Origin of the sequence: Micromonospora sp. NPDC049151 (assembly GCF_040648395.1) — a bacterium.
Classification (GTDB): Bacteria; Actinomycetota; Actinomycetes; order Mycobacteriales; family Micromonosporaceae; genus Micromonospora.
Genome location: NZ_JBEZDP010000028.1, coordinates 1 through 20,901 on the forward strand (window position 1 = coordinate 1; position 20,901 = coordinate 20,901).

Sequence of the window (20,901 nt, forward strand, 5' to 3'; positions counted from 1 at the left end):
CGGAAGGTGAGGCTCTTGCCCGCCTCGATCTGGTCGCCGCCGCAGGTGATCACCAGCCGGTTCTCCACCAGGCGGTTGTAGAGGCAACCACCGCCGGGCTCGATGGAGGTGAACGACGCCCCCGCCGGCTCGGTGACGACCAGGCTCACCGACGTCGCGGTCGACCGCCGGTTGGTCACCGTCGCGGTGAGCGTCCCGACGTACCCCCTGTCGGTCGGGTCGAGGACGAGCCGCTGCGCCGTGACGCCGACGCGGCCGGTGGCGGCGCTCGGCGCGGCGGTGGCCGGCGCGGCCAGGGCGATCAGTGCGGCGGCCCCACCGAGCAGTGCGGTGGCGGTCCGTGCCGTACGTGTGGTCATTGCTGTTCCTCCCGTGATTCCCCGTTGCCGGACGGCGGCATCTCCGCCCGTCCGATGCCTGTGACACGTCGGGATCCGACGGTCGGTTGCGATCTGTCGGTCAGCCGACTGAGGTCAGCTCGACCTCGTTGTTCTTCCAGTTCAGGTCGCTCCAGTACCGCTCCTGCGAGTCGTAGTGGACGACCCGCAGCGTCGGCGGGCCGCTGGCGGGCACCGGATGGCCGAACGTGAAGGTGTAGCTCCTGCGCTCACCGGCCGGCAGCGGGTCCAGCACGCAGGCGTCGGACCCGTCCGACCGCACGCCCCGGCACCGGTCCAGGTCGGAACCGTTCGGCCGGACGAGGTCGTACCAGCCGGAGAAGCCGAGCCGGGGTACGTCCACCGGCCCCCGGTTCTCCACCGTCACGGTGACGGTGACCTTGCGGATCCCCGCCTTGTCCGGCGGCCCGGCCACCACGTCCCGGGCGGTCAGCACGAGGTCGGTCAGGCGGGGGTCGGTGCCGAACCCGGTGGGTCCGGCGACCTGCCGGAACCGCTCGCCGCTCCAGGAGTACGTCCGCCACTGCCGTTGCGGCGCCCACTCCGGCGTGCTGCAACAGGGCTGGATGTCGGCGACGTGCGCCCGGACCTCCCCGCCGTCCCGCACCGAGAAATCGGTGATGTCACCCATGCCCTCACGGGTGCCGACGACCCGGCCCATGGTGACGATCCGGCCGTCCCGGTCCCGGTCGAGGGCGAGCACCTGCTTGGCCGACGCCTCGCCGATGCGGCAGGCGACGAGGACGACCGTCTCGGTGGCGCCGTCGTCGTCGAGGTCGCCGTACTCCGGTCCGGCCAGCAGCGTCGGGACCGAGTCGTCCTGCGGCCCGGACCGGAGCCGGACGTTGTCGCTGACGCACGTCTTCGGTGCGCCAGCCCACGACACGAGGTCGATCCGGGCCGCCAGGAGCTGGGCCCGGCTGATCCGTCCGTCCGGCGCGCTCCGCGTCGGGGCGGTGGTGCTCGGCGGTGTCGACGGTGGCGGCGACGTGCTCTCGGACGGAGTCGGGGTGACTGTCTGCGCGGGCACCGGGGGCGGTCCGGGCCTCCGGTTCAGGGCGGCGTTCGCGCCCACCGGGATCACCACGGCGAGCACCACGGCCGCCGCGGTGACCACCGCTGTCCGCCGGCGGCGGTGCCGGACCGTGCGCCGGACCGCGGCAGTCCCGGCCGGGTGCACCACAGGCGTGTACGCCGTGCGGAACTCGGCGAACTCGCCGCCGATCAGGATGTCGTCGGGCTCAGTCACTGTGGTTCACCTCGCTCGTGGTGGTGAGCTTCGCCGCCAGCGCGGCCCGCCCCCGGTACAGCCAGGACTTGACGGTGCCCTCCGGCACGTCCTCCTGCGCCGCGATCTGCGCGACGCTGAGATCGGCCAGGTAGTGCAGCACCACGGCGCGGCGCTGATGCGGCGGCAGTTCGGCCAGCGCGGCGGTCAGCGCGACCCGATCCGGCCCCGGCCCCGGCACGTACTCCTCCCGCTGGCGGTGCAGCCACGCCTGGGCCGTCCGCAGCCGCCGCCAGCGGCTGGTGGCCAGGTTCCAGGCCACCCGGCGGACCCAGGCCACCGGATCGTCGTAGCGGGACACCCGGGACCAGCGGGCGAACGCCCGGCAGAACGCCTCCTGCACCATGTCCTGCGCCTGGGACAGGTCACCGCAGTAGGCGGTGAGCTGAAGCGTCAGGGACCGGAAGTGTGCGTGGTAGAGCCCGTCGAAGTCGACCGCCTCGCGCCTCTCGACGCGCCTCGCTGTCCCCTCGGGTGGCTCGTCGAGCATCGGCTCCCTCGTCACCGTCACCTGGTCCTCCCCGTGTGCGTACCGCCGACGCGGTCACGTCGGTCACACGCCCTGACGCCCGTACCGGTTGCGGAAGTTGCCGGTCCGGCGCTGTGGTTGACTGTCGGTTCGGGGACAGCGGAACGGAGGCCAGAGATGCAGGTGCCGGCCGTGCTCGGCGAGCCGATCCGGTTCGTGCTGAACTGGGGCCGCCGCTACTCGCTCTGGGTCTTCAACTTCGGCCTTGCCTGCTGCGCCATCGAGTTCATCGCGACCAGCATGGGCCGGCACGACTTCATGCGGCTCGGCGTGATCCCGTTCGCCCACGGGCCCCGGCAGGCCGACCTCATGGTGGTCAGCGGCACCGTCACCGACAAGATGGCCCCGGCGGTCAAGCGGCTCTACGACCAGATGCCCGAGCCGAAGTACGTGATCTCGTTCGGCGCCTGCTCCAACTGCGGCGGCCCGTACTGGGACTCCTACTCGGTGACGAAGGGCGTCGACCAGCTCATCCCGGTCGACGTGTACGTGCCCGGCTGCCCGCCGCGCCCGGAGGCGCTGCTGCACGGCATCCTCCGCCTTCAGGAGAAGATCGCCGCCGAGCAGTCCGGCATCGGCGGCGTGGCCCGCCCCGACGCGCTCACCTCCCCGGCGGACGCGGTGGCGCGGCCGGTCGAGTCGCTGACCGCACCCCCGGTACGCCCGCCGGCCGGCTGAACCGCCGGGTGGCGGCGCGGGGCTAGCCTGCGGCCATGACCGACCTCGCGGAGGAGCGCTCCGCATTCATCATCGACGTGCTGACCGAGGAGTTCGGCGCGTCCATGGCGATCGACCCGGCGGCGTTCCGCCGCAAGTTCCGCAAGATGGCGGCGTCACCGTTCGCCTTCTACCGGGGCAGCGCCGCGCTGTTCTACGCCGACCAGCGCGGCGACTTCGGCAGCGACAGGTTCCTCGACGAGCGGACCAGCCGGGTGTGGATCCACGGCGACCTGCACGCCGAGAACTTCGGCACCTACATGAACGCCTCCGGGCAGCTCGTGTTCAACGTCAACGACTTCGACGAGGCGTACGTCGGGCCGTTCACCTGGGACCTGAAGCGTCTCGCCGCCAGCGTGGCGCTGCTCGGCTACGCCAAGGCGCTCTCCGACCGGGTGATCGGCGAGCTGGTGGCGGGCTTCGCGCGGTCGTACCTGGCCGAGCTGCGGGCCATCGCCGCGGGCGGGGACGACGCGATCGGCTCGATCACGCTCGACAACGCCGACGGCGTGCTGCGGCGGGTGCTCCAGCAGGCACGGCTGAACACCCGGGTGGACCTGCTCGCCGGGCAGACCACTGTCGACAACTACGAGCGCCGGTTCTCCCTCGGCGACGGTGTGTACGAGATCGACGACGCCACCCGGGAGAAGGTCTGCGCGGCGTTCGCCGACTACCTGCACACGCTGCCGCAGTCGGCCACCCGGATGCGTCCGGTGGCCACCGGCATCAAGGACGTGGTGCTGCGCAAGGGCGTCGGCATCGGGTCGGCCGGGCTGCCGTCGTACAACGTGCTGCTGGAGGGGCACACCCAGGCGCTGGAGAACGACGTCGTCATCTACATGAAGCAGGCGCAGGTGCCGGCCGTGGCGCGGTACGTCGACGACGAGCGGGTCCGGTCGTACTTCCGGCACCAGGGGCACCGCACCGCCGAGTCGCAGCGCGCGTTGCAGGCGCACGCCGACCCGTGGCTGGGCTTCACCGAGCTGGACGGTGTCGGGCAGCTCGTCGCCGAGGTCTCCCCGTACGCGGCCGACCTGGACTGGGCCGACGTGAACGAGCCGGAGGAACTGTCCGGCGTGCTCGCCGACCTGGGCCGGGCGGTGGCCCGCATGCACTCGGTCGCCGACGACGAGTCCAGCCACGACCTGGTCGACTACTCCACCGAGGAGGCGATCGTCGCCGTGGTCGACGCCGAGCCGGAGAGGTTCGTCAACTACCTGGTCGACTTCGGGCACCGGTACGGGATCCGGGCCCGCGAGGACCACCAGCTCTTCGTGGACCTGTTCCGCAACGGCCGGCTACCCGGCATCTGAAGGGCCGGGGCACCGGATCCGGCGCCCCGGCTCACTGCGTGAAGTCCAGCACCGTCTTGATGTCCTCACCGACCGAGGCGTACGCCTGGCGGTAGCTCGACAGCGGCACCCGGCGGGTGATCAGCGAGGTCAGCCACGACTGTTCGGCCTGGGCGAGCGCCTCGGCGGCCATCTCCCAGTGCCGCCGCCCGGCGTTCACCGAGCCGAACACCACGTTGTTCTCCAGCACCAGCTCCCGGTTGAGCGCCCCGGCGTCGAAGTTGACGGTCCGGCCGCCGCTCGACACACCGGTGAGGCAGACGATGCCGGTGGGCGCGGCCTTGCACATGGCGTCCAGCACCACCGTGGGAGCGCCGGTGCACTCGATCACCACGTCGGGCTTCACGTCCAGCTCGGGCACCGGCGCCGTGTGGTACGTCGCCCCGAGCGCCCGGACCAGCTCCGGCTTCGGCCCGGTGGTGTTGCGGTCCAGCACGTGCACCGACAGCCCACGCTGGCTGCCGAGCAGCGCGGCCAGCAGCCCGATCGGGCCGGCGCCGGTGACCAGCACGGTCTGCGGTTTCCACTCGGCACGGCGGCCGATCCGCTCGATGTGGTCCCACGCCTTCGCCACCACGCTCGCCGGTTCCAGCAGCACGCCCACCGAGGCGAGCGCCGGGTCCAGGCCGACCGCGAACTTGGGCTGCAACCGCCAGCGTTCCCGGGCGAAGCCGGGCAGCGCCTTGATGCCGTGCTCGGTGTACCGCCCGTTGCGGCACATGTCCCACTCGTCCACCGCGCAGTTCGCGCAGGGCACCGGGTCGGGGTGGCGGACCACGCCCGCGACCAGGTCGCCGGGCTGCAACGTGCCGGTCGGGTCGTCCAGCACGCGACCCAGCGACTCGTGCCCCAGCACCAGCCGATCCTGGCCCGGCGGCGCCTCGCCGTACTCGCCGGCCACGATCTCGTGATCGGTGCCGCACACACCCACCGCCAGCGCCTCGACCAGGATCGCGCCTTCTTCCGGCGGCGGCTCGGGCCAGTCCTCGGCGAGCCGCAGCGAATCCGGGACACCGGGGGTCACAGTCACAGCGCGCACGGACCCATCTTTCCGCGCGCTGCCGCCGCGCGTCCGGCAAAGCGACGATCCGGCCCGGGCGGCCCGACCCGGTCCGCAGCCGTCGGCCATAGGATCAGCGCATGACTCCGGAAGAGGTCGGCTCGCGAGTGGTCGCGCTGCTCGCGCCCGTCGAGGCCACCGCGTCCGTGTCCGGCGGTCAGGGGTACGCCCGCGCCACCGTCGACGTACCCCCGGCGAGCTGGGCGGACGCGGTGCGTGCGGCACGCGACGACGCCGAGCTGGATCTCGACTTCCTGGACTGGCTGTCGGCGGTGGACGAGCTGGCCGACGGCTTCGACGTGGTGCTGCACCTCTGGTCGGTCCGGCACCGGCACGGGCTGCTGCTGCGCACCCGGGTGCCCCGCGACACGCCTGTCGTCGCGTCGGTGGTCGGCCTGTTCCCCGGCGCCGCCTGGCACGAGCGCGAGACGCACGAGATGTTCGGCATCGACTTCGCCGGCCACGGCGAGCTGCGACCGCTGCTGCTGCCGCCGGAGTTCGAGGGGCACCCGCTGCGCAAGGAGTTCGTCCTCGCCTCCCGGGTCGCCAAGCCGTGGCCTGGCGCGAAGGAGCCGGGCGAGTCGGAGGCGGGCGGCGGACGCCGGCCGGTCCGCCCGCCGGGCGTGCCCGCGCCGGGGGAGTGGGGCACGACGCCCACGCCGGCGGGTGCGGCTGGTGCCGGTGAGGGCCCCCGCGGGGGTACGCCGGCCCGCCCGGCCCGGGAACGCCCGGCGCGGCCCGCCCCGGGTGAGCGCCCGGCGCGGCCTGCTGCCGCTGAGCGTCCGGCGCGGCCGACTGCCGGGAATGCTCCGGAGGGGCCTGTTTCCGGGGAGGCCGGGGCGGGGTCCGCTGCTGCTCCGGCGGCCGGTGAGGCGGGTCCGCTCGGGCGGCCGCTGCCGGGGGAGCGGCCGACCGGGCCGCCCCGCCAGGAGCCGGAACCCGGCGCGACGGGGGAGAGCTGATGCCGGACTGGCTGGAACTGGTCCTGCGGGTGGCCGGAGTGCTTGTCGCGTTCCTCACCCTGCCGCTGATCGTGGGCCAGGCCGAGCACAAGGTGATGGCGCACATGCAGGGCCGGCTGGGCCCGATGTACGCGGGCGGCTTCCACGGCTGGGCCCAACTCGTGGCCGACGGCATCAAGTTCGTGCAGAAGGAGGACGTCACCCCGCGCGACGCGGACCGGCCGGTGTTCCGGCTGGCGCCCGCGGTGGCGCTGGTGCCGTACCTGCTGGTGCTGCTGGTCATCCCGCTCGGGCCGGGTGACCTGGTCGCCCAGCCGCTGGACATCGGCCTGTTCTTCGTGCTCGCCGTGGTGGGCGTCGGCGTGCTGGCCGTGCTCATGTCCGCCTGGGCGTCGGCGAACAAGTACAGCCTGCTCGGCGGGTTGCGCGGCGCGGCCCAGCTGCTCGGGTACGAGCTGCCGCTGGTGCTGGCCGCCGCCTCGGTGGCGATGGCGGCGGGCACGCTCAGCCTGCCCGGCATCGTGGAGGCGTGGCAGCCGTGGTGGCTGCTGTGGCAGGCGCCGGCCATGGTGATCTTCTTCGTGGCCGGGCTGGCGGAGATCCGCCGCCCGCCGTTCGACATGCCGGTGGCCGACTCCGAGCTGGTGTTCGGCTACATGACCGAGTACACCGGCCTGCGGTTCGCGTTCTTCCTGCTCGCCGAGTACGTCGGCATCGTGGTGATCGCGGCGCTGACCACTGTGTTGTTCCTCGGTGGCTGGCAGGGTCCGTTCGCCGACGCGCAGCTCGGCTGGCTGTGGACGCTGCTGAAGGTCTTCGCCGTCGCCTTCGTGATCATCTGGCTGCGGGTGAGTTACCCGAGGCTGCGTGAGGACCAGCTCCAGCGCCTCTGCTGGCTGGTCCTGGTCCCCCTGGCCCTGGCCCAGCTCGTCCTGACCGCCGCAGTCCGCCTGGCCCTCTAACCCGCCCTCCCCACCTCCCTCCCGCCCTCCCCACCTCCCCGGCGATCTTGCACTTTATGCCCCGGCGAAAGGGGCAAAGCCCTCAGCTTCAGGGCCCAAAGTGCAAGATCGACGAGGCGGGGCGGGGCGGGGCGGGGTGAGGGCGCGGGTCAGCGCAACGGGGTGTGGGACGGGTCTACGCGCTCGGAGGGGGGTGGGGGCGGGGGTGGGGTGCCGTCGCCGAAGGGGCGGCCGCCCAGCTCCTCCCGGCCGTGCGGGGTGAGCCAGTTGCTCAGGTCGGGGCCGAGCGGCACGATCCCGGTCGGGTTGATGTCCCGGTGGACCTCGTAGTAGTGCCGCTTGATGTGCACGAAGTCGATCGTGTCACCGAACCCGGGCGTGGTGAACAGGTCCCGCGCGTACGCCCACAGCACCGGCATCTCGCTGAGCTTCTGCCTGTTGCACTTGAAGTGCCCGTGGTAGACCGGGTCGAAGCGGACGAGCGTGGTGAACAGCCGTACGTCCGCCTCGGTGATCGTGTCGCCGACCAGGTAGCGCTGCCCGGCCAGCCGCTCGCTCAGCCAGTCCAGCCGGTCGAACAGCCTGTGGTACGCCTTGTCGTACGCCTCCTGGCTGCCGGCGAAGCCGCACCGGTAGACGCCGTTGTTGACGTCGGCGAAGACGACCTCGTTCACCTCGTCGATCTCGCCGCGCAGCGGTTCCGGGTAGAGGTCCGGCGCGCCCGGCCGGTGGTACGCCATCCACTCGGTCGTCAGGTCCAGGCTCATCTGCGCGTAGTCGTTCGTCACCACCTGCCCGGTGGGCACGTCGACCAGCGCCGGTACGGTGATGCCGCGCTCGTAGCCGGGGAAGCGGGCGAAGTACGCCTCGGCCAGCCGCGAGATGCCCAGCACCGGGTCCTTGCCGTCCGGGTCCAGGTCGAACGTCCAGCTCCGCTTGTCGTGTGTCGGCCCGGCCACCGCCATCGAGATGGCGTCCTCCAGCCCGAGCAGGCGGCGGACGATGATCAGCCGGTTGGCCCAGGGGCAGGCCCGGCTGACCGCCAGCCGGTAGCGGCCCGGCTCCACCGGCCAGTCGTTCCGCCCGTCGGCGGTGATCCGGGTGGCGATGTAGCGCTGGTCGCGGGTGAACTCGCCACCCGGCTCCACGTACTTGCCGCCGGTCCGGTCCAGGACCTCGTCGTCGCTGCCCACACCCACCTCCGAGTTCGCTTTTCGCTCCCATCATCGCCGCTCCGGCGGCTCCCGGCAGGGCGAGTGCGTCACAGAGGGGCATAGGCTGCCGGCCGTGACCGATGTGGAGGCGGCGGCCCGGCGTTTCGTCGCCGACGTGTGGAACGCCGGGCGCGAGGAGAGCGCGTACGAGCTGGTGGCCGCGGACTGCCCGGGGCTGGGCGGCGCCGGCCCGGCGGCGGTGCTCGCGTGGCACCGGGACCGGCGTGCGTCGTTCCCCGACCTGCGTTACAAGATCGTCGAAGTGGTGGCGACAGGTGCGCGGGTGGCGGTGCGCTGGCGGGCCGCCGGCACCCAGGCCGGGCAGTTCGGCCCGGTGCCGCCGACCGGCCGCGTGGTCAGTTATTCGGGCGCGACGTTCCTGCGCTTCGACGACGACGGCCGGATCCTGGACGTGTGGAGCGTCAACGAGCTGTTCCAGGTGCTCCAGCAGCTCGGCGTGGAGATGCTGCCGCCGCTCACACCCGGCGAGGCGTGATCCGGCTGATCGGCAGGTTCACCGGGAACGGCTCGCCGGTGTCGACGAACTTCGTCCACCGCCCGGTCTCCGTGTAGACCTCGTGCACCGGATCGATCTTGTAGGTGTAGACGACGATGTCCTCGTCCTCGATCTCGATCCGCCAGTGGAACGGAATCCCGGCCTGGGCGTAGAGCGCCGGCTTGAGGACGCGGTCGATGGACCGGGTGCTGGCGAGACGATCTCCACGGCGAGCACCACCTCGTGCGGCTCGTACCGGGACGGCTCGCGCGCGGCGGCGGTTGCGGTGGTGACCAGCACGTCCGGGATGAAGGAGCGGGTGCGGTTGATACGCACCTCCACACCCTGGGTCACGTCGTACCCGTCGGGGCAGTCCTCGTCGAGCGCGACCATGAGCAGGGCCGCGATGCTCTGGTGGGTCCGGCCGCGCAGCGACATGAGCAGCACTCCGTCGAGCAGTTCGCGGCGGTGCCCGTCCTCCGGCAGCAGGTCCAGATGATCGGTCGTCCACCCGCCCGGGGGCGGCCGGAAACTCTCCAGGTCAGTGGTCACCGACCAGCCCTTCCCGGTGCGTCGTTCTCCCCGCGCTCACGATACCGCCGCCAAGAGCCGGGTGGTGGTCGCGCTCGCCCGGGCCACAGGGCAGGATGGGCGGCATGAGCGAGCACGGTGGAGTGCCCGGTGCCGGGTTGGTGAAGGGCCTGGCGGTCACGTTGAAGACGATGACGCGCCGCTCGACCACCCAGCAGTACCCGGACGTCGAGCCTGAGCTGCCGCCGCGCTCCCGTGGCGTGATCGCGCTGCTGGAGGAGAACTGCACCGTCTGCATGCTCTGCGCGCGCGAGTGCCCGGACTGGTGCATCTACATCGACTCGCACAAGGAGGAGGTGGCGGTGCCCGGTGCCGCCCGCCCCCGCCAGCGCAACGTGCTCGACAAGTTCGACATCGACTTCTCGCTCTGCATGTACTGCGGCATCTGCGTCGAGGTCTGCCCGTTCGACGCGCTCTACTGGTCGCCCGAGTTCGAGTACGCCGAGTACGACATCAAGGACCTGCTGCACGACAAGGACCACCTGGGCGAGTGGATGGCCACCGTGCCGCCGCCGCCGGCCCACGACCCGCTCGGCGACCCCTCCAAGGAGGAGACCACCGCCGCCCGGAAGGCGGCGGGTCCGTCGGCCCGTCCGGCTCCCACTCGGGTACGCCCCGACGCCGCCGCCGATCCGGGCGGAGGCGCCGCCTCATGACCGGTGCGGACGTGCTGCTGCTCGCGCTGGGCGCGGTGGCGGTGGGCGCGGGTGCGCTGGTGGTCACCACCCGCCACCTGGTCCGGGCCGGGCTGTGGCTGGTGGTCTGCCTGGGCGCGCTCGCCGGTGACTACCTGGTGCTGACCGCCGAGCTGGTGGCCTGGGTGCAGGTGCTCATCTACGTCGGCGCGGTGGTGGTGTTGCTGCTGTTCGCGGTGATGCTGACCCGCGCGCCGATCGGCCCGTCGGACGACCTGGACCGGCCGGGCTGGGCCGCCGCGCTCGTCGGCGCGGGCAGCGGTCTGGGCCTGGCCGTGCTGCTGATCGACGCGTTCCGCTGGTCCCGGGTGGACCTGCCCGCCGCCGGCACCGCCGAGCGCATCGGCGAGCAGGTGTTCCGCTCCTGGGTGCTGCCGTTCGAGGTGCTGTCGGTGCTGCTGCTGGCCGCGCTGGTCGGCGCGATCGTGCTCTCCCGCCCCGACATCGGCCGCCGGTCCGCCGACGAGGGCGGGCGTCCGTGAGGCCGGTCATCCCGTACGTCACCGCCGCGCTGCTGTTCGGCCTCGGCGTGTACGGCGTGTTGCGCCGCCGCAACGCCGTCCTGGTGCTGATGGCTGTGGAGCTGATGCTGAACGCGGTGAACCTGGTGCTGGTCACCGCCGACACCACGGTCAAGGCCGTGCTGCCGCACTCCGGGCAGGTGTTCGCGCTGTTCGTGATCGTGCTCGCCGCCGCCGAGATCGGTGTCGGGCTGGCCATCGTGCTCCAGCTCTACCGGCTGCGCGCCAGCGTCACTGTCGACGACGTGCCGCTGGCCGAGCCGGAACCGGGCGTCGCGGTGACCCCCGTCGGGCAGCCGGCGACGGCAGCGCCGGGCGCGGAAGGAGCGGTCCGGTGAGCACACCGACGCTGTGGCTCGCCGCGCTGCTGCCCGCCGCGCCGCTGGTCGCCGGGCTGCTCGGCCTGCTGCTGCCGCCCGCCCCGCGCCCGGACCGGGCGGGGGCCCGACGGGCGGCTGTCGCGCTCGGCGTGGCCGGTGCGGCGGTGTCACTGCTGGCCGCGCTGGCGCTGCTGGTCCGCGTGGACGCCCCGGTCGAGGCGTCCACCACCTGGGTCGACCTGGGCGGCCTGCGGGTCACGCTGGGCCTGCGGCTGGACGGTGTCGCGGTGCTCGTCGCCACAGCCGTCGCCACTGTGGCGCTGGCCGTGCAGGTCTACTCGATCGGCTACCTGCGCCGGGGCCCGCACGACGACGTGGACGTCGACCACCGCTACCCGCCGTACGCGGCCCAGCTGAGCCTCTTCACCGCCGCCATGCTCACCGTGGTGGTGTCCGGCGACCTGATCATGCTGCTGGTCGGCTGGGAGGTGATGGGCATCTGCTCGTACCTGCTCATCGCCCACGACCGGCGGCTGCCCGAGGCACCAGGCGCGGCGGTGAAGGCGTTCCTGGTCACCCGCGTGGGTGACGTCGGCTTCCTGCTCGGCATCGCGCTGCTCGGCGTGGGCGCGGGCAGTTTCCGGATCGCCGACGTGCTGGCCCACGACTACGGCACCGGCACGCTCACCGCCGCCTGCCTGCTGCTGCTCGCCGGGGTGGCGGGCAAGAGCGCCCAGTTCCCGCTGCACACCTGGCTGCCCGACGCCATGGCCGGTCCGACGCCGGTGTCCGCGCTGATCCACGCCGCCACAATGGTCGCCGCCGGGGTGTACGCGGTGGCCCGCCTGTTCCCGCTGTTCGAGCGCGCACCGGCCGCGCTCGCCGTGCTGGGTGTGATGGCCGCGATCACCATGCTGCTCGGCGCGTTCGCCGCCACCGCGCAGGACGACATCAAGCGGGTGCTCGCCTGGTCGACGGTCTCGCAGATCGGCTACATGACCGGCGCGCTGGCGGTCGGCGCACCCGCTGCCGCGCTGTTCCACCTGCTCACCCACGCCGCGTTCAAGGCGCTGCTGTTCCTCGCCGCCGGTGCGGTGATCCACGCCGTCGGCACCACGCTGATGTCCCGCATGGGCGGCCTGCGTACCGCCATGCCCGTGACGTTCTGGTGCATGGTGGTCGGCCTGGGCGCACTCGCCGGCGTACCCCCGCTCTCGGGTTTCTGGAGCAAGGACGGCGTGCTGGCAGCCGCCGAGGCGGCCGCGCTCGACGGCGTGGGGCCGACGGCGGCCTGGGTGGGCTGGCTGGTCTGGCTGGCCGGGCTGGTCGGCGTCGCGGTGACCGCCTGGTACGCGAGCCGCCTGCTGCTGCGCACGTTCCTCGGTGCGACCCGCACGCCGCTGCTGCGCCCGCACGACCCGCCCGCGCTGCTGCGCTGGCCGGTGCTGCTGCTCACGGTCCCGGCCGCGCTGCTGGGCCTGGCCGCGTTCGCGCCGTGGTTCGCCGACCGGCTGCGGGTGCCGGGCGACGACACCGGCGAGGCGGTCGAGCTGGTCCACCTCGCGCCGAACCTGATCCTGCCGTTCCTGCTGCTGCTCGCCGGTGCGGGCGTCGCCTGGGCGGGCTGGCGCCGCGACCCGGCCGCCGACCCGGCCCGCTTCCTGGGTCCGCTGCGGCCGGTGTTCGCCCGGGCGTTCCGGCTCGACGACGTCCAGCACACTCTCGTCGTACGCCCGGCGGGCGCGCTCGCGCGGGCCGTGCGTACCGGTGACGAACTGGGCGTGGACGGGCTGGTCGAGGGCAGCGGCCGGGCGGCGGCCGAGGCAGGCGGCGGCCTGGCCGCGCTGCACCGGGCGGCGCTGCCGCGCGCGGCGGCCGGGGTGCTCGCGGGCGCCCTGCTGATCGGCCTGGCGGCCGCCCTGATCGGAGTCACGTCATGACGTTCGGGCAGGTCCTGCTGGTCGCCGTGGTCGCGGTCCCGGCGCTCGGCGCGCTGGCCACAGCGGTCGTGCCGGGCGACCGGGCCGGCCGGGTGGTCGGCACCGCCGCGGCCGCGTTGACGCTACTGGCGACGTTGCCGCTGGTCGGCGGCGAGCACGGCTGGTTCGGGTACGGGCCCCGCCCGGCGGTGCAGCCGTGGCATCAGGTCGACCTGCCGTGGGTGCCCGGGCTCGACCTGCGCTTCCACCTCGGCGTGGACGGCATCTCCTGGCCGCTCGTGGTGCTGACCGCGCTGCTCACGCTGCTGTGCTGCGCGTACACGCTGTGGCGGGTGCCGACCGGCAGCGGCAGCGGGCGGGCGCTGGTGGCGTTGCTGCTGGTGGTCGAGGTCGGCATCCTCGGCACGTTCCTCGCGCTCGACCTGGTGCTGTTCTTCCTGTTCTTCGAGGTCGTCCTGCTGCCGATGTACGCGGTGATCGCCGGCTGGGGCGGCGCGGACCGGCGTCGGGCGGCCCGCAAGTTCGCCCTCTACACGCTGTTCGGCTCGGTGCTGCTGCTGGTCGGCGTCTACGTGGTGGTGGCCGCCGCGGGCACCGCCGACCTGGTCACGCTGACCGGCGGCGGCGGGCTGTCCCGGGGCACCCAGCTCGCGGCGTTCACGCTGCTGGCGCTGGCGTTCGCGGTGAAGAGCCCGCTCTGGCCGCTGCACTCGTGGCTGCCCGACGCGCACACCCAGGCGCCCACCGTCGGCAGCGTGATCCTCGCCGGGGTGCTGCTCAAGATGGGCACGTACGGGCTGATCCGGGTCGCCGTGGGAGTGGCCCCGGAGGGCGCCCGCTGGGCCGCGCCGGTGCTCGGCGTCCTCGCCGTCGCCGCGATCCTGATCGGTGGCCTGGTCTGCCTCGCGCAGGACGACCTGAAGCGGCTCATCGCCTATTCGAGCGTCGGGCACATGGGCTTCGTGCTGCTCGGGGTCGCCACGCTCACCGCCACCGGGCTCCAGGCCGCGCTGATCGGCAACATCGCCCACGGCGTCATCACCGCCCTGCTGTTCTTCCTGGCCGGTGCGGTCAAGGACCGCGCGCACACCGGCTCGCTGGCCGACCTGTCCGGGCTGCGGGAGACCGCGCCCCGGCTGGCCGGGCTGCTCGGCTTCGCGGCCGTCGCCTCGCTGGGGCTGCCCGGCCTGGCCGGGTTCTGGGGTGAGGCGTTCGCCGTGGTGGCCGCCGTGCGGCGGGGCGGCCCGCTCTGGCTGACGCTTGCAGTGCTGGCCGCGCTGGGCGGGGCGCTCACCGCCGCGTACTTCCTGCGGCTGCTGCGCCGGGTCACCCACGGGCGGCCCAGTCCGGCGGTGGCGGGGCTCGCACCCGGGTTGGCCGGAGCGGAACTGACCGCCTGGGCGCCGCTGGTGCTGCTCGCGCTCGCGGTCGGCCTGGCCCCGGCGCTGGTCCTGTCGTACGCCTCCGGCCCGGTGGAGGCGCTGCTGGGGGTCGTCCCATGAGCCTGGTGCAGCCTGTCGACAACCTGGCGATGCTGCCTGCGTACCTGGCCGCCGGCACGGCCGTGCTGGTGCTCCTGTTCGACCTGCTGGTGGCCCGGCCCGCCGTCACGGTGGCGGTGGCGGCGCTCGGCGCGGCCGGCACCGCGGCCGGCGCGGCACTGGTCGGGGCGGCCGGTGAGCGGCGCACGTTCTGCGTGGGCGCGGACTGCTCCTGGGTGTGGGGTGGCCGGGCCGCGCTGGTCGGGGCGGTGATCGCCCTGCTCACGCTCGGCGTGCTGGCGCTGTCCGGCCCGCTGCTGCGCGCCGGGCGTACCCCGGTCGGCGAGTACTGCTTCCTGCTCGCCTGCGCGATGACCGGGGGCGTGGTGCTCGGCGCGGCGGGTGATTTGATCACGCTGATCGTGGCGCTGGAGACGCTGACGCTGCCGCTGTACGTGCTCGTCGGCCTGCGCCGGGGCAGCCTCGCCGGTGCCGAGGCGGCGGTGACGTTCTTCGTGGTGAGCGTGGTCGCCACCACTGTGACGCTGCTCGGCGCGGCACTGCTCTACGCGGTCGCCGGCACGCTGCACCTGGACCGGCTCGGCGCCACACTGGCCGCCCGCGACGACCTGACCGGTCTGCCGCTGACCGGCGTCGCGGCGGCGCTCGTGGTGGCCGGGCTGGCGTTCAAGGTCGCCGCCGTGCCGTTCCACGCCTGGGCCCCGGCCACGTACGACGGCGCGCCGCTGCCGGTGGCCGCGTACCTGTCGACCGCCTCGAAGCTCGGTGGCGTGGTGGCGCTGCTGGCTGTGGTGCAGCGGGCCCTGCCCGGCGACATGACCGGCCCGGTGCTGGCGGCGCTGGCGGTGCTGACCATGACAGTCGGCAACCTGGTGGCGCTGCGTCAGAGGCGTACCGTGCGGTTGCTCGCCTGGTCGTCGGTGGCCCAGGCGGGGTACATCCTCGCCCCGCTGGGCGCGTTGGCGCTGGCCGCGGGCCGCACCGGCGACGCGCCGGCGGGCGCGTACGCGGCAGCCGTCGCGTACGCGATCTTCTTCGTGCTGCTGGAGCTGGCCGCGTTCGCCGCTGTGGTGGCGTTGCGCCCGGCGGACGGCGACGGCGGCACGCTGGCCGACCTGCGTGGCGCGGCGCGGCGGCATCCGTGGGTGGGCGGCGCGTTCGCGCTGGCGCTGATCGGGCTGGCCGGGCTGCCGCCGGGCCTGGCCGGGCTGTTCGCCAAGGTGACAGTGGTACGCGCGCTGCTGGCCGGGCACGCGGGATGGCTGGCGCTCGTGGTGGCGCTGAACGCGGTGATCGGCCTGGCCTACTACCTGCGGGTCACCGCCTCGCTCTACGCGACGCCTACCGACGCGGCGGCGGTCCGGCCCGCCCGGACCGTGGCGCTGGCGCTCGGCGTGGCCACCGTGGCGGCGGTGGTGATCGGTTTCGCACCGCAGCTGGTGCTGGACGTCGCGGCGCGCTGACCGGTTCCTGCCCGGATGGGCGACCGCCTCAGCCTGCGCACAGCAACATCCAGCCAACTTTCAGCCATGAGCCGGATGGTTGACGGGTACCGGTGTGTTGAACCGGTCAGCGGGCCTCCCGCAAGGGCCCGTGCACCGAAGGAGAGATCGTGCATCACAACCGTCTCAAGACCGCAGCGCTGCTCGGCCTGTTGACCTCGCTGATCCTCGCGATCGGCTACTGGTTCGGCGGTAGCGGCGGTCTCGTCATCGCCGTCGTCGTCTCGTTGCTGATGAACGGCGTCACCTACTTCTACTCCGACAAGCTCGCACTGCGCTCGATGAAGGCGCAACCGGTCAGCGAGGCACAGTTCCCCGAGCTGTACCAGATGGTGCGGGAGCTCTCCACGCTCGCCGGCAAGCCGATGCCCCGGCTCTACGTGAGCCCGACCTCGCAGCCCAACGCGTTCGCCACGGGCCGTAACCCGGAGAACGCGGCGGTCTGCGTCACGCAGGGCATCGTGGAGGTCCTGGACTACCGGGAGCTGCGTGGCGTGATCGGCCACGAGCTGTCGCACGTCTACAACCGGGACATCCTGATCTCCAGCGTGGCGGCCGGCCTGGCCGGCATCATCACCATGCTGGCGAACCTCGCCTGGTTCATCCCGCTGGGCTCGTCCGACGACGAGGACGGCCCGAACCCGGCAGTGCTGCTCCTCACGCTGATCCTCGGCCCGATCGCCGCCACGGTGATCCAGCTCGCGATCAGCCGGAGCCGCGAGTTCCAGGCCGACAAGTCCGGCGCCGAGCTGAGCCGCGACCCGCTCGCACTGGCCAGCGCCCTCCGCAAGATCCACATGGGTACGCAGGCGCGTCCGCTGGCGCCGCAGGGCCAGCTCGCCAGCACCGCCCACCTGATGATCGACAACCCGTTCAAGCGGGGCGGCGGCATCGCCGCGATGTTCGCCACCCACCCGCCGATGGAGCAGCGGGTGGCCCGCCTGGAGCAGATGGCCCGCAACTCCGGGCCGGTGCAGTTCCAGCGCTGACCCGCCGTACGCCCACACCGCGCCCGCGTCCCCGACGCGGGCGCGGTGGTGTGTCCGGGCACAATGCGTTTCCCCCGGTCATGCCGCGCCGTTAGGGTCGAAACGTCTCCCACTCATTACCCTCCTGGAGGTCTGACAGTGGCCGCACTGCGCCAGTACCAGGGCGTCTGGCGGATCCCCGGCGCTCCGATGCTGCTGGTCCTCGGCATCATCGGGCGGCTCGGGATCGGCATGACCCCGCTGGCGCTGCTGCTCGTCGTCGAGCAGGTCACCGGCCGGTACTCCCTGGCCGCCGTCGCCGGGGGCATCTACGCGCTCTCCGGCGCCGCGCTCAGCCCGGTCGCCGGCCGGATCGCCGACCGGGTCGGACCCACCCCCGTCCTGCTGGCCACCGCGCTGGCCCACCCGTTCGCGCTGATCTGGCTGCTCACCGCCACCCGCTCCGACAGCGGCAACCTCGCGCTGATCTACCTGGCAGCGGGCCTCGCCGGAGCCACGTACCCGCCGCTCACCGCCGCGATCCGGGGCGCCTGGAACGACCTCACCGCACCCGCCACCGGCCGGGCGCAGCTGCGCAACACCGCGCTCGCCGCCGAGACCACCCTCTTCGAGGTCGTCTTCGTGATCGGCCCGCTGCTGGTGGCGGGCTTCGTGCTGTTCGCCGACGCCTCCGCCGCGCTCGTCGGCGCCGCCGTGGTCACCCTGGTCGGCACCGGCGCCGTCGCGCTCGGCCGGGTCATGCGCGGCTGGCGCCCGCACCCGCGCGAGCACCACGCCCGGGGCCTCGGCCCGCTGCGCCTCGGCGGCTTCCCCGCGCTGCTGCTCTGCGTGGCCAGCCTCGGCATCGCGTTCGGCGCCTCCGGCGTCATCGTCCCGGCCTTCGCCGGGAACTCCGGCGCCGACGACCCGGAGAGCCTGGCCGGCGTGCTGCTCGCCGTCTGGGGCGTCGGCAGCGCCATCGGTGGTTTCTGGTTCGGCGTACGCAAGCCCGCCGCCAACATGACCCGCCAGTTCGCCTGGCTGCTCGGCACCGTCGCGGCCAGCTTCGCCGTCTTCGCGGTGATGCCCGGCCCGGCCGCGCTCGGCGTCGCGCTGGTGCTCGGCGGCGCGGCCATCGCCCCCGCGCTCACCCTGGAGAACACGCTCGTCGGGCGGATCACCCCGGCGGGCATGCTGAACGAGGCGTACACCTGGGTGGTCACCATGTCGATCGCGGCGAGCGCCGCCGGCGGCTCGATCGCGGGTCTCATCATCGACCACGCCGGCGGCGTCTCCTGGGCGTTCGTCTTCGCCGGGGTGGCGGTCGCCGTCGGGGCCGCGGTCGCCGCGCTGCCCGGCGGCCCGATCGCCCGGGCCGAGGCCACAGCGGTACGCGCCGAGCAGACGCTCGTCGCCTGACCGCTCACCCGTCGCAGAGCGCTCCGGGGCCGTACCCGATCACCCGGCGCGCCCGCCCGGCCGGGCTGGTCGTGCGGGCCCGCCTGGCCGCCGAGCATCGTGCCCAGCGGTACTGCCAGCCACGTCACCGAGAGCGGAGGCCGCGAGCCCCGGCAGAAGCCGGCGAAGCACGGTTGGCGGAGCACCGGTCGATAGGGGAGGAACATCGCGAGAGCCATGGCTCCCACCCGACCGCACACCCGGCCCGTACCCCAAGGAAGTCGCCTGAAGGCAGAAAGGGCCGGAAGCGACGACTGCCGCTCCCGGCCCTCACATCCCGCACCGGTCCGGACCGTACGTGTGGCAGGGGACCGATGCGGTCACCTGCCACCACTCGATCGACCGGCGGCGGTCGTGCTTACCGGTAGTTGGTGAACTGAAGCGCCAGCCCGAAGTCCTCGCCCTTGAGCAGCGCGATGACGGCCTGGAGGTCGTCCTTCTTCTTGCCGGTGACGCGGAGCTGGTCGCCCTGGATCTGCGCCTGCACGCCCTTCGGGCCCTCGTCGCGGATCTTCTTGCTGATCGCCTTGGCCTTGTCCGAGTCGATGCCCTGCACCACCTTGGCGTCGATCTTGAAGATCTTGCCCGACTGCCGGGGCTCGCCCGCGTCGAGCGACTTCAGGGAGATGTTCCGCTTGACCAGCTTCTCCTTGAAGACGTCCAGTGCGGCCCGGACCCGTTCCTCGGTCTCCGCCTGGAGGCTGATCGCCTCCTCACCCGACCAGGAGATCTCGGCGCCGGTGCCGCGGAAGTCGAACCGCGTCGAGAGCTCCTTCTCCGACTGGCGGACGGCGTTGTCGACCTCCTGCCGGTCGACCTTGCTCACGATGTCGAACGACGGGTTCGCTGCCATGCTCATGCTCCTGCTGTCCGGCGGTCTGTCCTGGTCCGTCCCGCACTGACCAGCGTGGGACCTCCTGACGGTACCCGGTTGCGGTGGTGCCGGGGGCAACCGCTATCCTTGCTTCCGCTGCCGCGTTGCGACGCGGTGGTGTGCCCTGGCGGGTTGCCCGAGCGGCCAATGGGAGCGGACTGTAAATCCGTCGCGAAAGCTACAGAGGTTCGAATCCTCTACCCGCCACCAGGTGCAGAGACGGCCCCTGACCAGCAGAGATGCTGATCGGGGGCCGTTGTCGTTCGTCCGGCCGAGTCCGACTGAGTCCAGCCGTTAACGACTGGTTGTGGGCAGATGGTGGGCAGGTCGATCTTGCTCGCTGAGGGCTCTTCTGGGGCTGCGAACGCTGGGGTTCGTGGCCTGGTCCGGCCTGGCGGAGCCCGTGTGTGTAGCGAGCGGCTGAGGGGTCCGCGGTGAGGTGTCGCCGGCTGCGGGAGAGCGATCGGCGGCAAGCCAGTCCCGGGGTTGGACTGGCGCGGCAGCCGGAAGCCCTGATCGTCGACGAGGCCGACCGGTTCGGCTTCCGTACCGCCTGGCCGTGATCGTGCCGCCGGCCGCATCAACAGACTTGGGGCGGCGGTCCGGCGGCAGTCGGTGGCTCTCCGCCCCGGCGCCGAAGGCAGCCGGGGCGGCTTGCCGCCGGCCGGGTTACCGTCCCGCGCCGCGCGAAGCGCGGCGCCTTGATCCAGAACAGAGGAAATCGGCAGCAGCGCGCGGGCGATAGGCGGGAGTGAAAGAAACTTCTCGCTTACAAACTCTGCGCCCTCCGGATCAGCTCCAAAACAAGGGCCAGCCACATCATTCGACTCAATGAGTGGGGTAGCGGTCCAGTCGGTTGCTGTACTTCAAGTCTTTCACGGTGCGGCTGGCGTGGGTCAACTGCGCGTAGTTAGCCCTACCAGCCGCAGAGGTCGCACCTTCGCTGCTGGTCGCGCCCTCGATATCGGCAACCTATCGACCGGCAGGGGTAACCCGGGCGTGCCGATACTGCACAAATGACCGTTAGGTCGGATAGGCGACAGCGCCAGGATAGGTCAGTCTGGCGTCCTCGTGTCTCTGTAGCAGCGGTCGTAGCCGCCGGCCAATCAGCCTAGCGTCCGCCGCGGGAAGCACTACCAAGGCGCGCCGAAGATAGACCGACCATGCGTTCCGCTTCGGAAAGGCATCCAGTTGCTCGATCATGGGCTGAAGTTCGACGCCGCCGGGATACGGGGCGAGCCCCTCAATCTGAAGCGTGCATCCGGAGACGAACTCGCGGCCGGCAATCTCAACTGGCTGGTCCAGTTCACGTACAGCTGATTGTGCCGTTGCCCAGCCGAAGATCCGCCCGCGGTCGCGGGTCGGGTTGTGCCAAGCGCTGCGTGTGGCGTATAGGAACAGACGATCACCGACAGCCAACGCGCCAATCTCCGCGCGCGGTGTGCCTGGAAAGGCCATCCGTTGCTCTCGCAGCACCCATGCGATCGCGTCGCGTTCTCCTAGGATCAACAGGTACGACCGGCTCACGAAGTGAATCTACCGCCATGCCAAC

At 72.6% G+C, this 20,901-nt stretch carries 18 protein-coding genes, 1 tRNA gene and 3 pseudogenes; 14 read left to right on the forward strand and 8 right to left on the reverse strand.

Features of this window, described 5'->3' with window-relative positions:
- From AB0B20_RS25555 to AB0B20_RS25565, 3 genes and pseudogenes are all read right to left on the reverse strand, one after another.
- Positions 1–359 (reverse strand): annotated as a pseudogene (locus AB0B20_RS25555) (hypothetical protein); the annotation flags it as partial.
- Between the two features lie 100 nt (positions 360–459).
- Positions 460–1,647 (reverse strand): hypothetical protein, encoded by a 1,188-nt coding sequence (locus AB0B20_RS25560; protein ID WP_357474146.1) that lies wholly within the window; start codon positions 1,645–1,647, stop codon positions 460–462.
- Entirely contained in the window at positions 1,640–2,197 is a 558-nt protein-coding gene (locus AB0B20_RS25565; protein ID WP_357383479.1) for a SigE family RNA polymerase sigma factor, read from the reverse strand. Before AB0B20_RS25565 ends, AB0B20_RS25560 begins: the two co-directional genes overlap by 8 nt.
- Before the next feature lie 135 nt (positions 2,198–2,332).
- Here AB0B20_RS25565 and AB0B20_RS25570 point away from each other — a divergent pair, with 135 nt between their 5' ends.
- Entirely contained in the window at positions 2,333–2,893 is a 561-nt protein-coding gene (locus tag AB0B20_RS25570) for an NADH-quinone oxidoreductase subunit B family protein (RefSeq protein ID WP_357383481.1), read from the forward strand.
- Positions 2,894–2,928: 35 nt separating this feature from the next.
- Positions 2,929–4,245 (forward strand): DUF2252 domain-containing protein, encoded by a 1,317-nt coding sequence (locus AB0B20_RS25575; RefSeq protein ID WP_357383483.1) that lies wholly within the window; start codon positions 2,929–2,931, stop codon positions 4,243–4,245.
- 31 nt (positions 4,246–4,276) lie between these two features.
- Here AB0B20_RS25575 and AB0B20_RS25580 read toward each other — a convergent pair whose 3' ends face one another.
- The gene (locus AB0B20_RS25580; protein ID WP_357383485.1) at positions 4,277–5,323 is read right to left on the reverse strand and encodes a glucose 1-dehydrogenase; all 1,047 of its coding nucleotides are present in this window, start codon (positions 5,321–5,323) and stop codon (positions 4,277–4,279) included.
- Between the two features lie 101 nt (positions 5,324–5,424).
- Here AB0B20_RS25580 and AB0B20_RS25585 point away from each other — a divergent pair.
- Positions 5,425–5,991: pseudogene (locus AB0B20_RS25585) on the forward strand (NADH-quinone oxidoreductase subunit C); the annotation flags it as partial.
- 314 nt (positions 5,992–6,305) lie between these two features.
- Positions 6,306–7,268: an NADH-quinone oxidoreductase subunit NuoH gene (nuoH, locus tag AB0B20_RS25590; protein ID WP_013288672.1), complete on the forward strand. Its 963-nt coding sequence runs from the start codon at positions 6,306–6,308 to the stop codon at positions 7,266–7,268.
- Between the two features lie 149 nt (positions 7,269–7,417).
- Here nuoH and AB0B20_RS25595 read toward each other — a convergent pair whose 3' ends face one another.
- A complete protein-coding gene (locus AB0B20_RS25595) occupies positions 7,418–8,461 on the reverse strand; it encodes a glutathione S-transferase C-terminal domain-containing protein (protein ID WP_357383487.1) in 1,044 nt (347 codons plus the stop codon).
- 94 nt (positions 8,462–8,555) lie between these two features.
- Between AB0B20_RS25595 and AB0B20_RS25600 the strand changes: the two genes are divergently transcribed.
- On the forward strand, positions 8,556–8,978 hold the full coding sequence (locus AB0B20_RS25600; protein ID WP_357383489.1) for an ester cyclase: 423 nt from the start codon (positions 8,556–8,558) through the stop codon (positions 8,976–8,978).
- A gap of 270 nt (positions 8,979–9,248) precedes the next feature.
- Here the strand turns inward: AB0B20_RS25600 and AB0B20_RS25605 are convergent.
- Positions 9,249–9,416, reverse strand: a pseudogene (locus AB0B20_RS25605) (Uma2 family endonuclease); the annotation flags it as partial.
- A 218-nt stretch (positions 9,417–9,634) separates the two neighbouring features.
- Here AB0B20_RS25605 and AB0B20_RS25610 point away from each other — a divergent pair.
- The 8 genes from AB0B20_RS25610 to AB0B20_RS25645 all read left to right on the forward strand — a co-directional run bounded on the left by AB0B20_RS25610 (position 9,635) and on the right by AB0B20_RS25645 (position 18,436).
- Complete coding sequence (locus AB0B20_RS25610; protein WP_357474150.1) at positions 9,635–10,225, forward strand: NADH-quinone oxidoreductase subunit I; 591 nt, start codon at positions 9,635–9,637, stop codon at positions 10,223–10,225.
- Positions 10,222–10,746, forward strand: coding sequence for an NADH-quinone oxidoreductase subunit J (locus tag AB0B20_RS25615; RefSeq protein ID WP_357383493.1), 525 nt, complete (start codon positions 10,222–10,224; stop codon positions 10,744–10,746). Before AB0B20_RS25610 ends, AB0B20_RS25615 begins: the two co-directional genes overlap by 4 nt.
- A complete protein-coding gene (nuoK, locus tag AB0B20_RS25620) occupies positions 10,743–11,123 on the forward strand; it encodes an NADH-quinone oxidoreductase subunit NuoK (protein WP_357383495.1) in 381 nt (126 codons plus the stop codon). The genes AB0B20_RS25615 and nuoK overlap by 4 nt, the downstream gene beginning before the upstream one ends.
- On the forward strand, positions 11,120–13,045 hold the full coding sequence (locus tag AB0B20_RS25625) for an NADH-quinone oxidoreductase subunit L (protein WP_357383497.1): 1,926 nt from the start codon (positions 11,120–11,122) through the stop codon (positions 13,043–13,045). Before nuoK ends, AB0B20_RS25625 begins: the two co-directional genes overlap by 4 nt.
- Positions 13,042–14,547, forward strand: coding sequence for an NADH-quinone oxidoreductase subunit M (locus AB0B20_RS25630; RefSeq protein WP_357474154.1), 1,506 nt, complete (start codon positions 13,042–13,044; stop codon positions 14,545–14,547). Before AB0B20_RS25625 ends, AB0B20_RS25630 begins: the two co-directional genes overlap by 4 nt.
- Positions 14,544–16,010, forward strand: coding sequence for a proton-conducting transporter membrane subunit (locus AB0B20_RS25635; protein WP_357383501.1), 1,467 nt, complete (start codon positions 14,544–14,546; stop codon positions 16,008–16,010). Before AB0B20_RS25630 ends, AB0B20_RS25635 begins: the two co-directional genes overlap by 4 nt.
- Before the next feature lie 149 nt (positions 16,011–16,159).
- Entirely contained in the window at positions 16,160–17,038 is an 879-nt protein-coding gene (gene htpX / locus AB0B20_RS25640; RefSeq protein ID WP_357383503.1) for a zinc metalloprotease HtpX, read from the forward strand.
- Positions 17,039–17,176: 138 nt separating this feature from the next.
- Positions 17,177–18,436 carry an MFS transporter gene (locus AB0B20_RS25645; protein WP_357383506.1) on the forward strand — a complete coding sequence of 420 codons (1,260 nt, stop codon included), beginning with the start codon at positions 17,177–17,179 and terminating at the stop codon, positions 18,434–18,436.
- A gap of 397 nt (positions 18,437–18,833) precedes the next feature.
- Here the strand turns inward: AB0B20_RS25645 and AB0B20_RS25650 are convergent, their stop codons facing one another.
- The gene (locus tag AB0B20_RS25650) at positions 18,834–19,328 is read right to left on the reverse strand and encodes a YajQ family cyclic di-GMP-binding protein (protein WP_013473720.1); all 495 of its coding nucleotides are present in this window, start codon (positions 19,326–19,328) and stop codon (positions 18,834–18,836) included.
- Between the two features lie 147 nt (positions 19,329–19,475).
- Here AB0B20_RS25650 and AB0B20_RS25655 point away from each other — a divergent pair.
- A tRNA-Tyr gene (locus AB0B20_RS25655) sits at positions 19,476–19,559 on the forward strand.
- 813 nt (positions 19,560–20,372) lie between these two features.
- Here AB0B20_RS25655 and AB0B20_RS25660 read toward each other — a convergent pair.
- Positions 20,373–20,876 carry a hypothetical protein gene (locus AB0B20_RS25660; protein WP_357474157.1) on the reverse strand — a complete coding sequence of 168 codons (504 nt, stop codon included), beginning with the start codon at positions 20,874–20,876 and terminating at the stop codon, positions 20,373–20,375.
- Positions 20,877–20,901 lie beyond the last annotated feature (25 nt).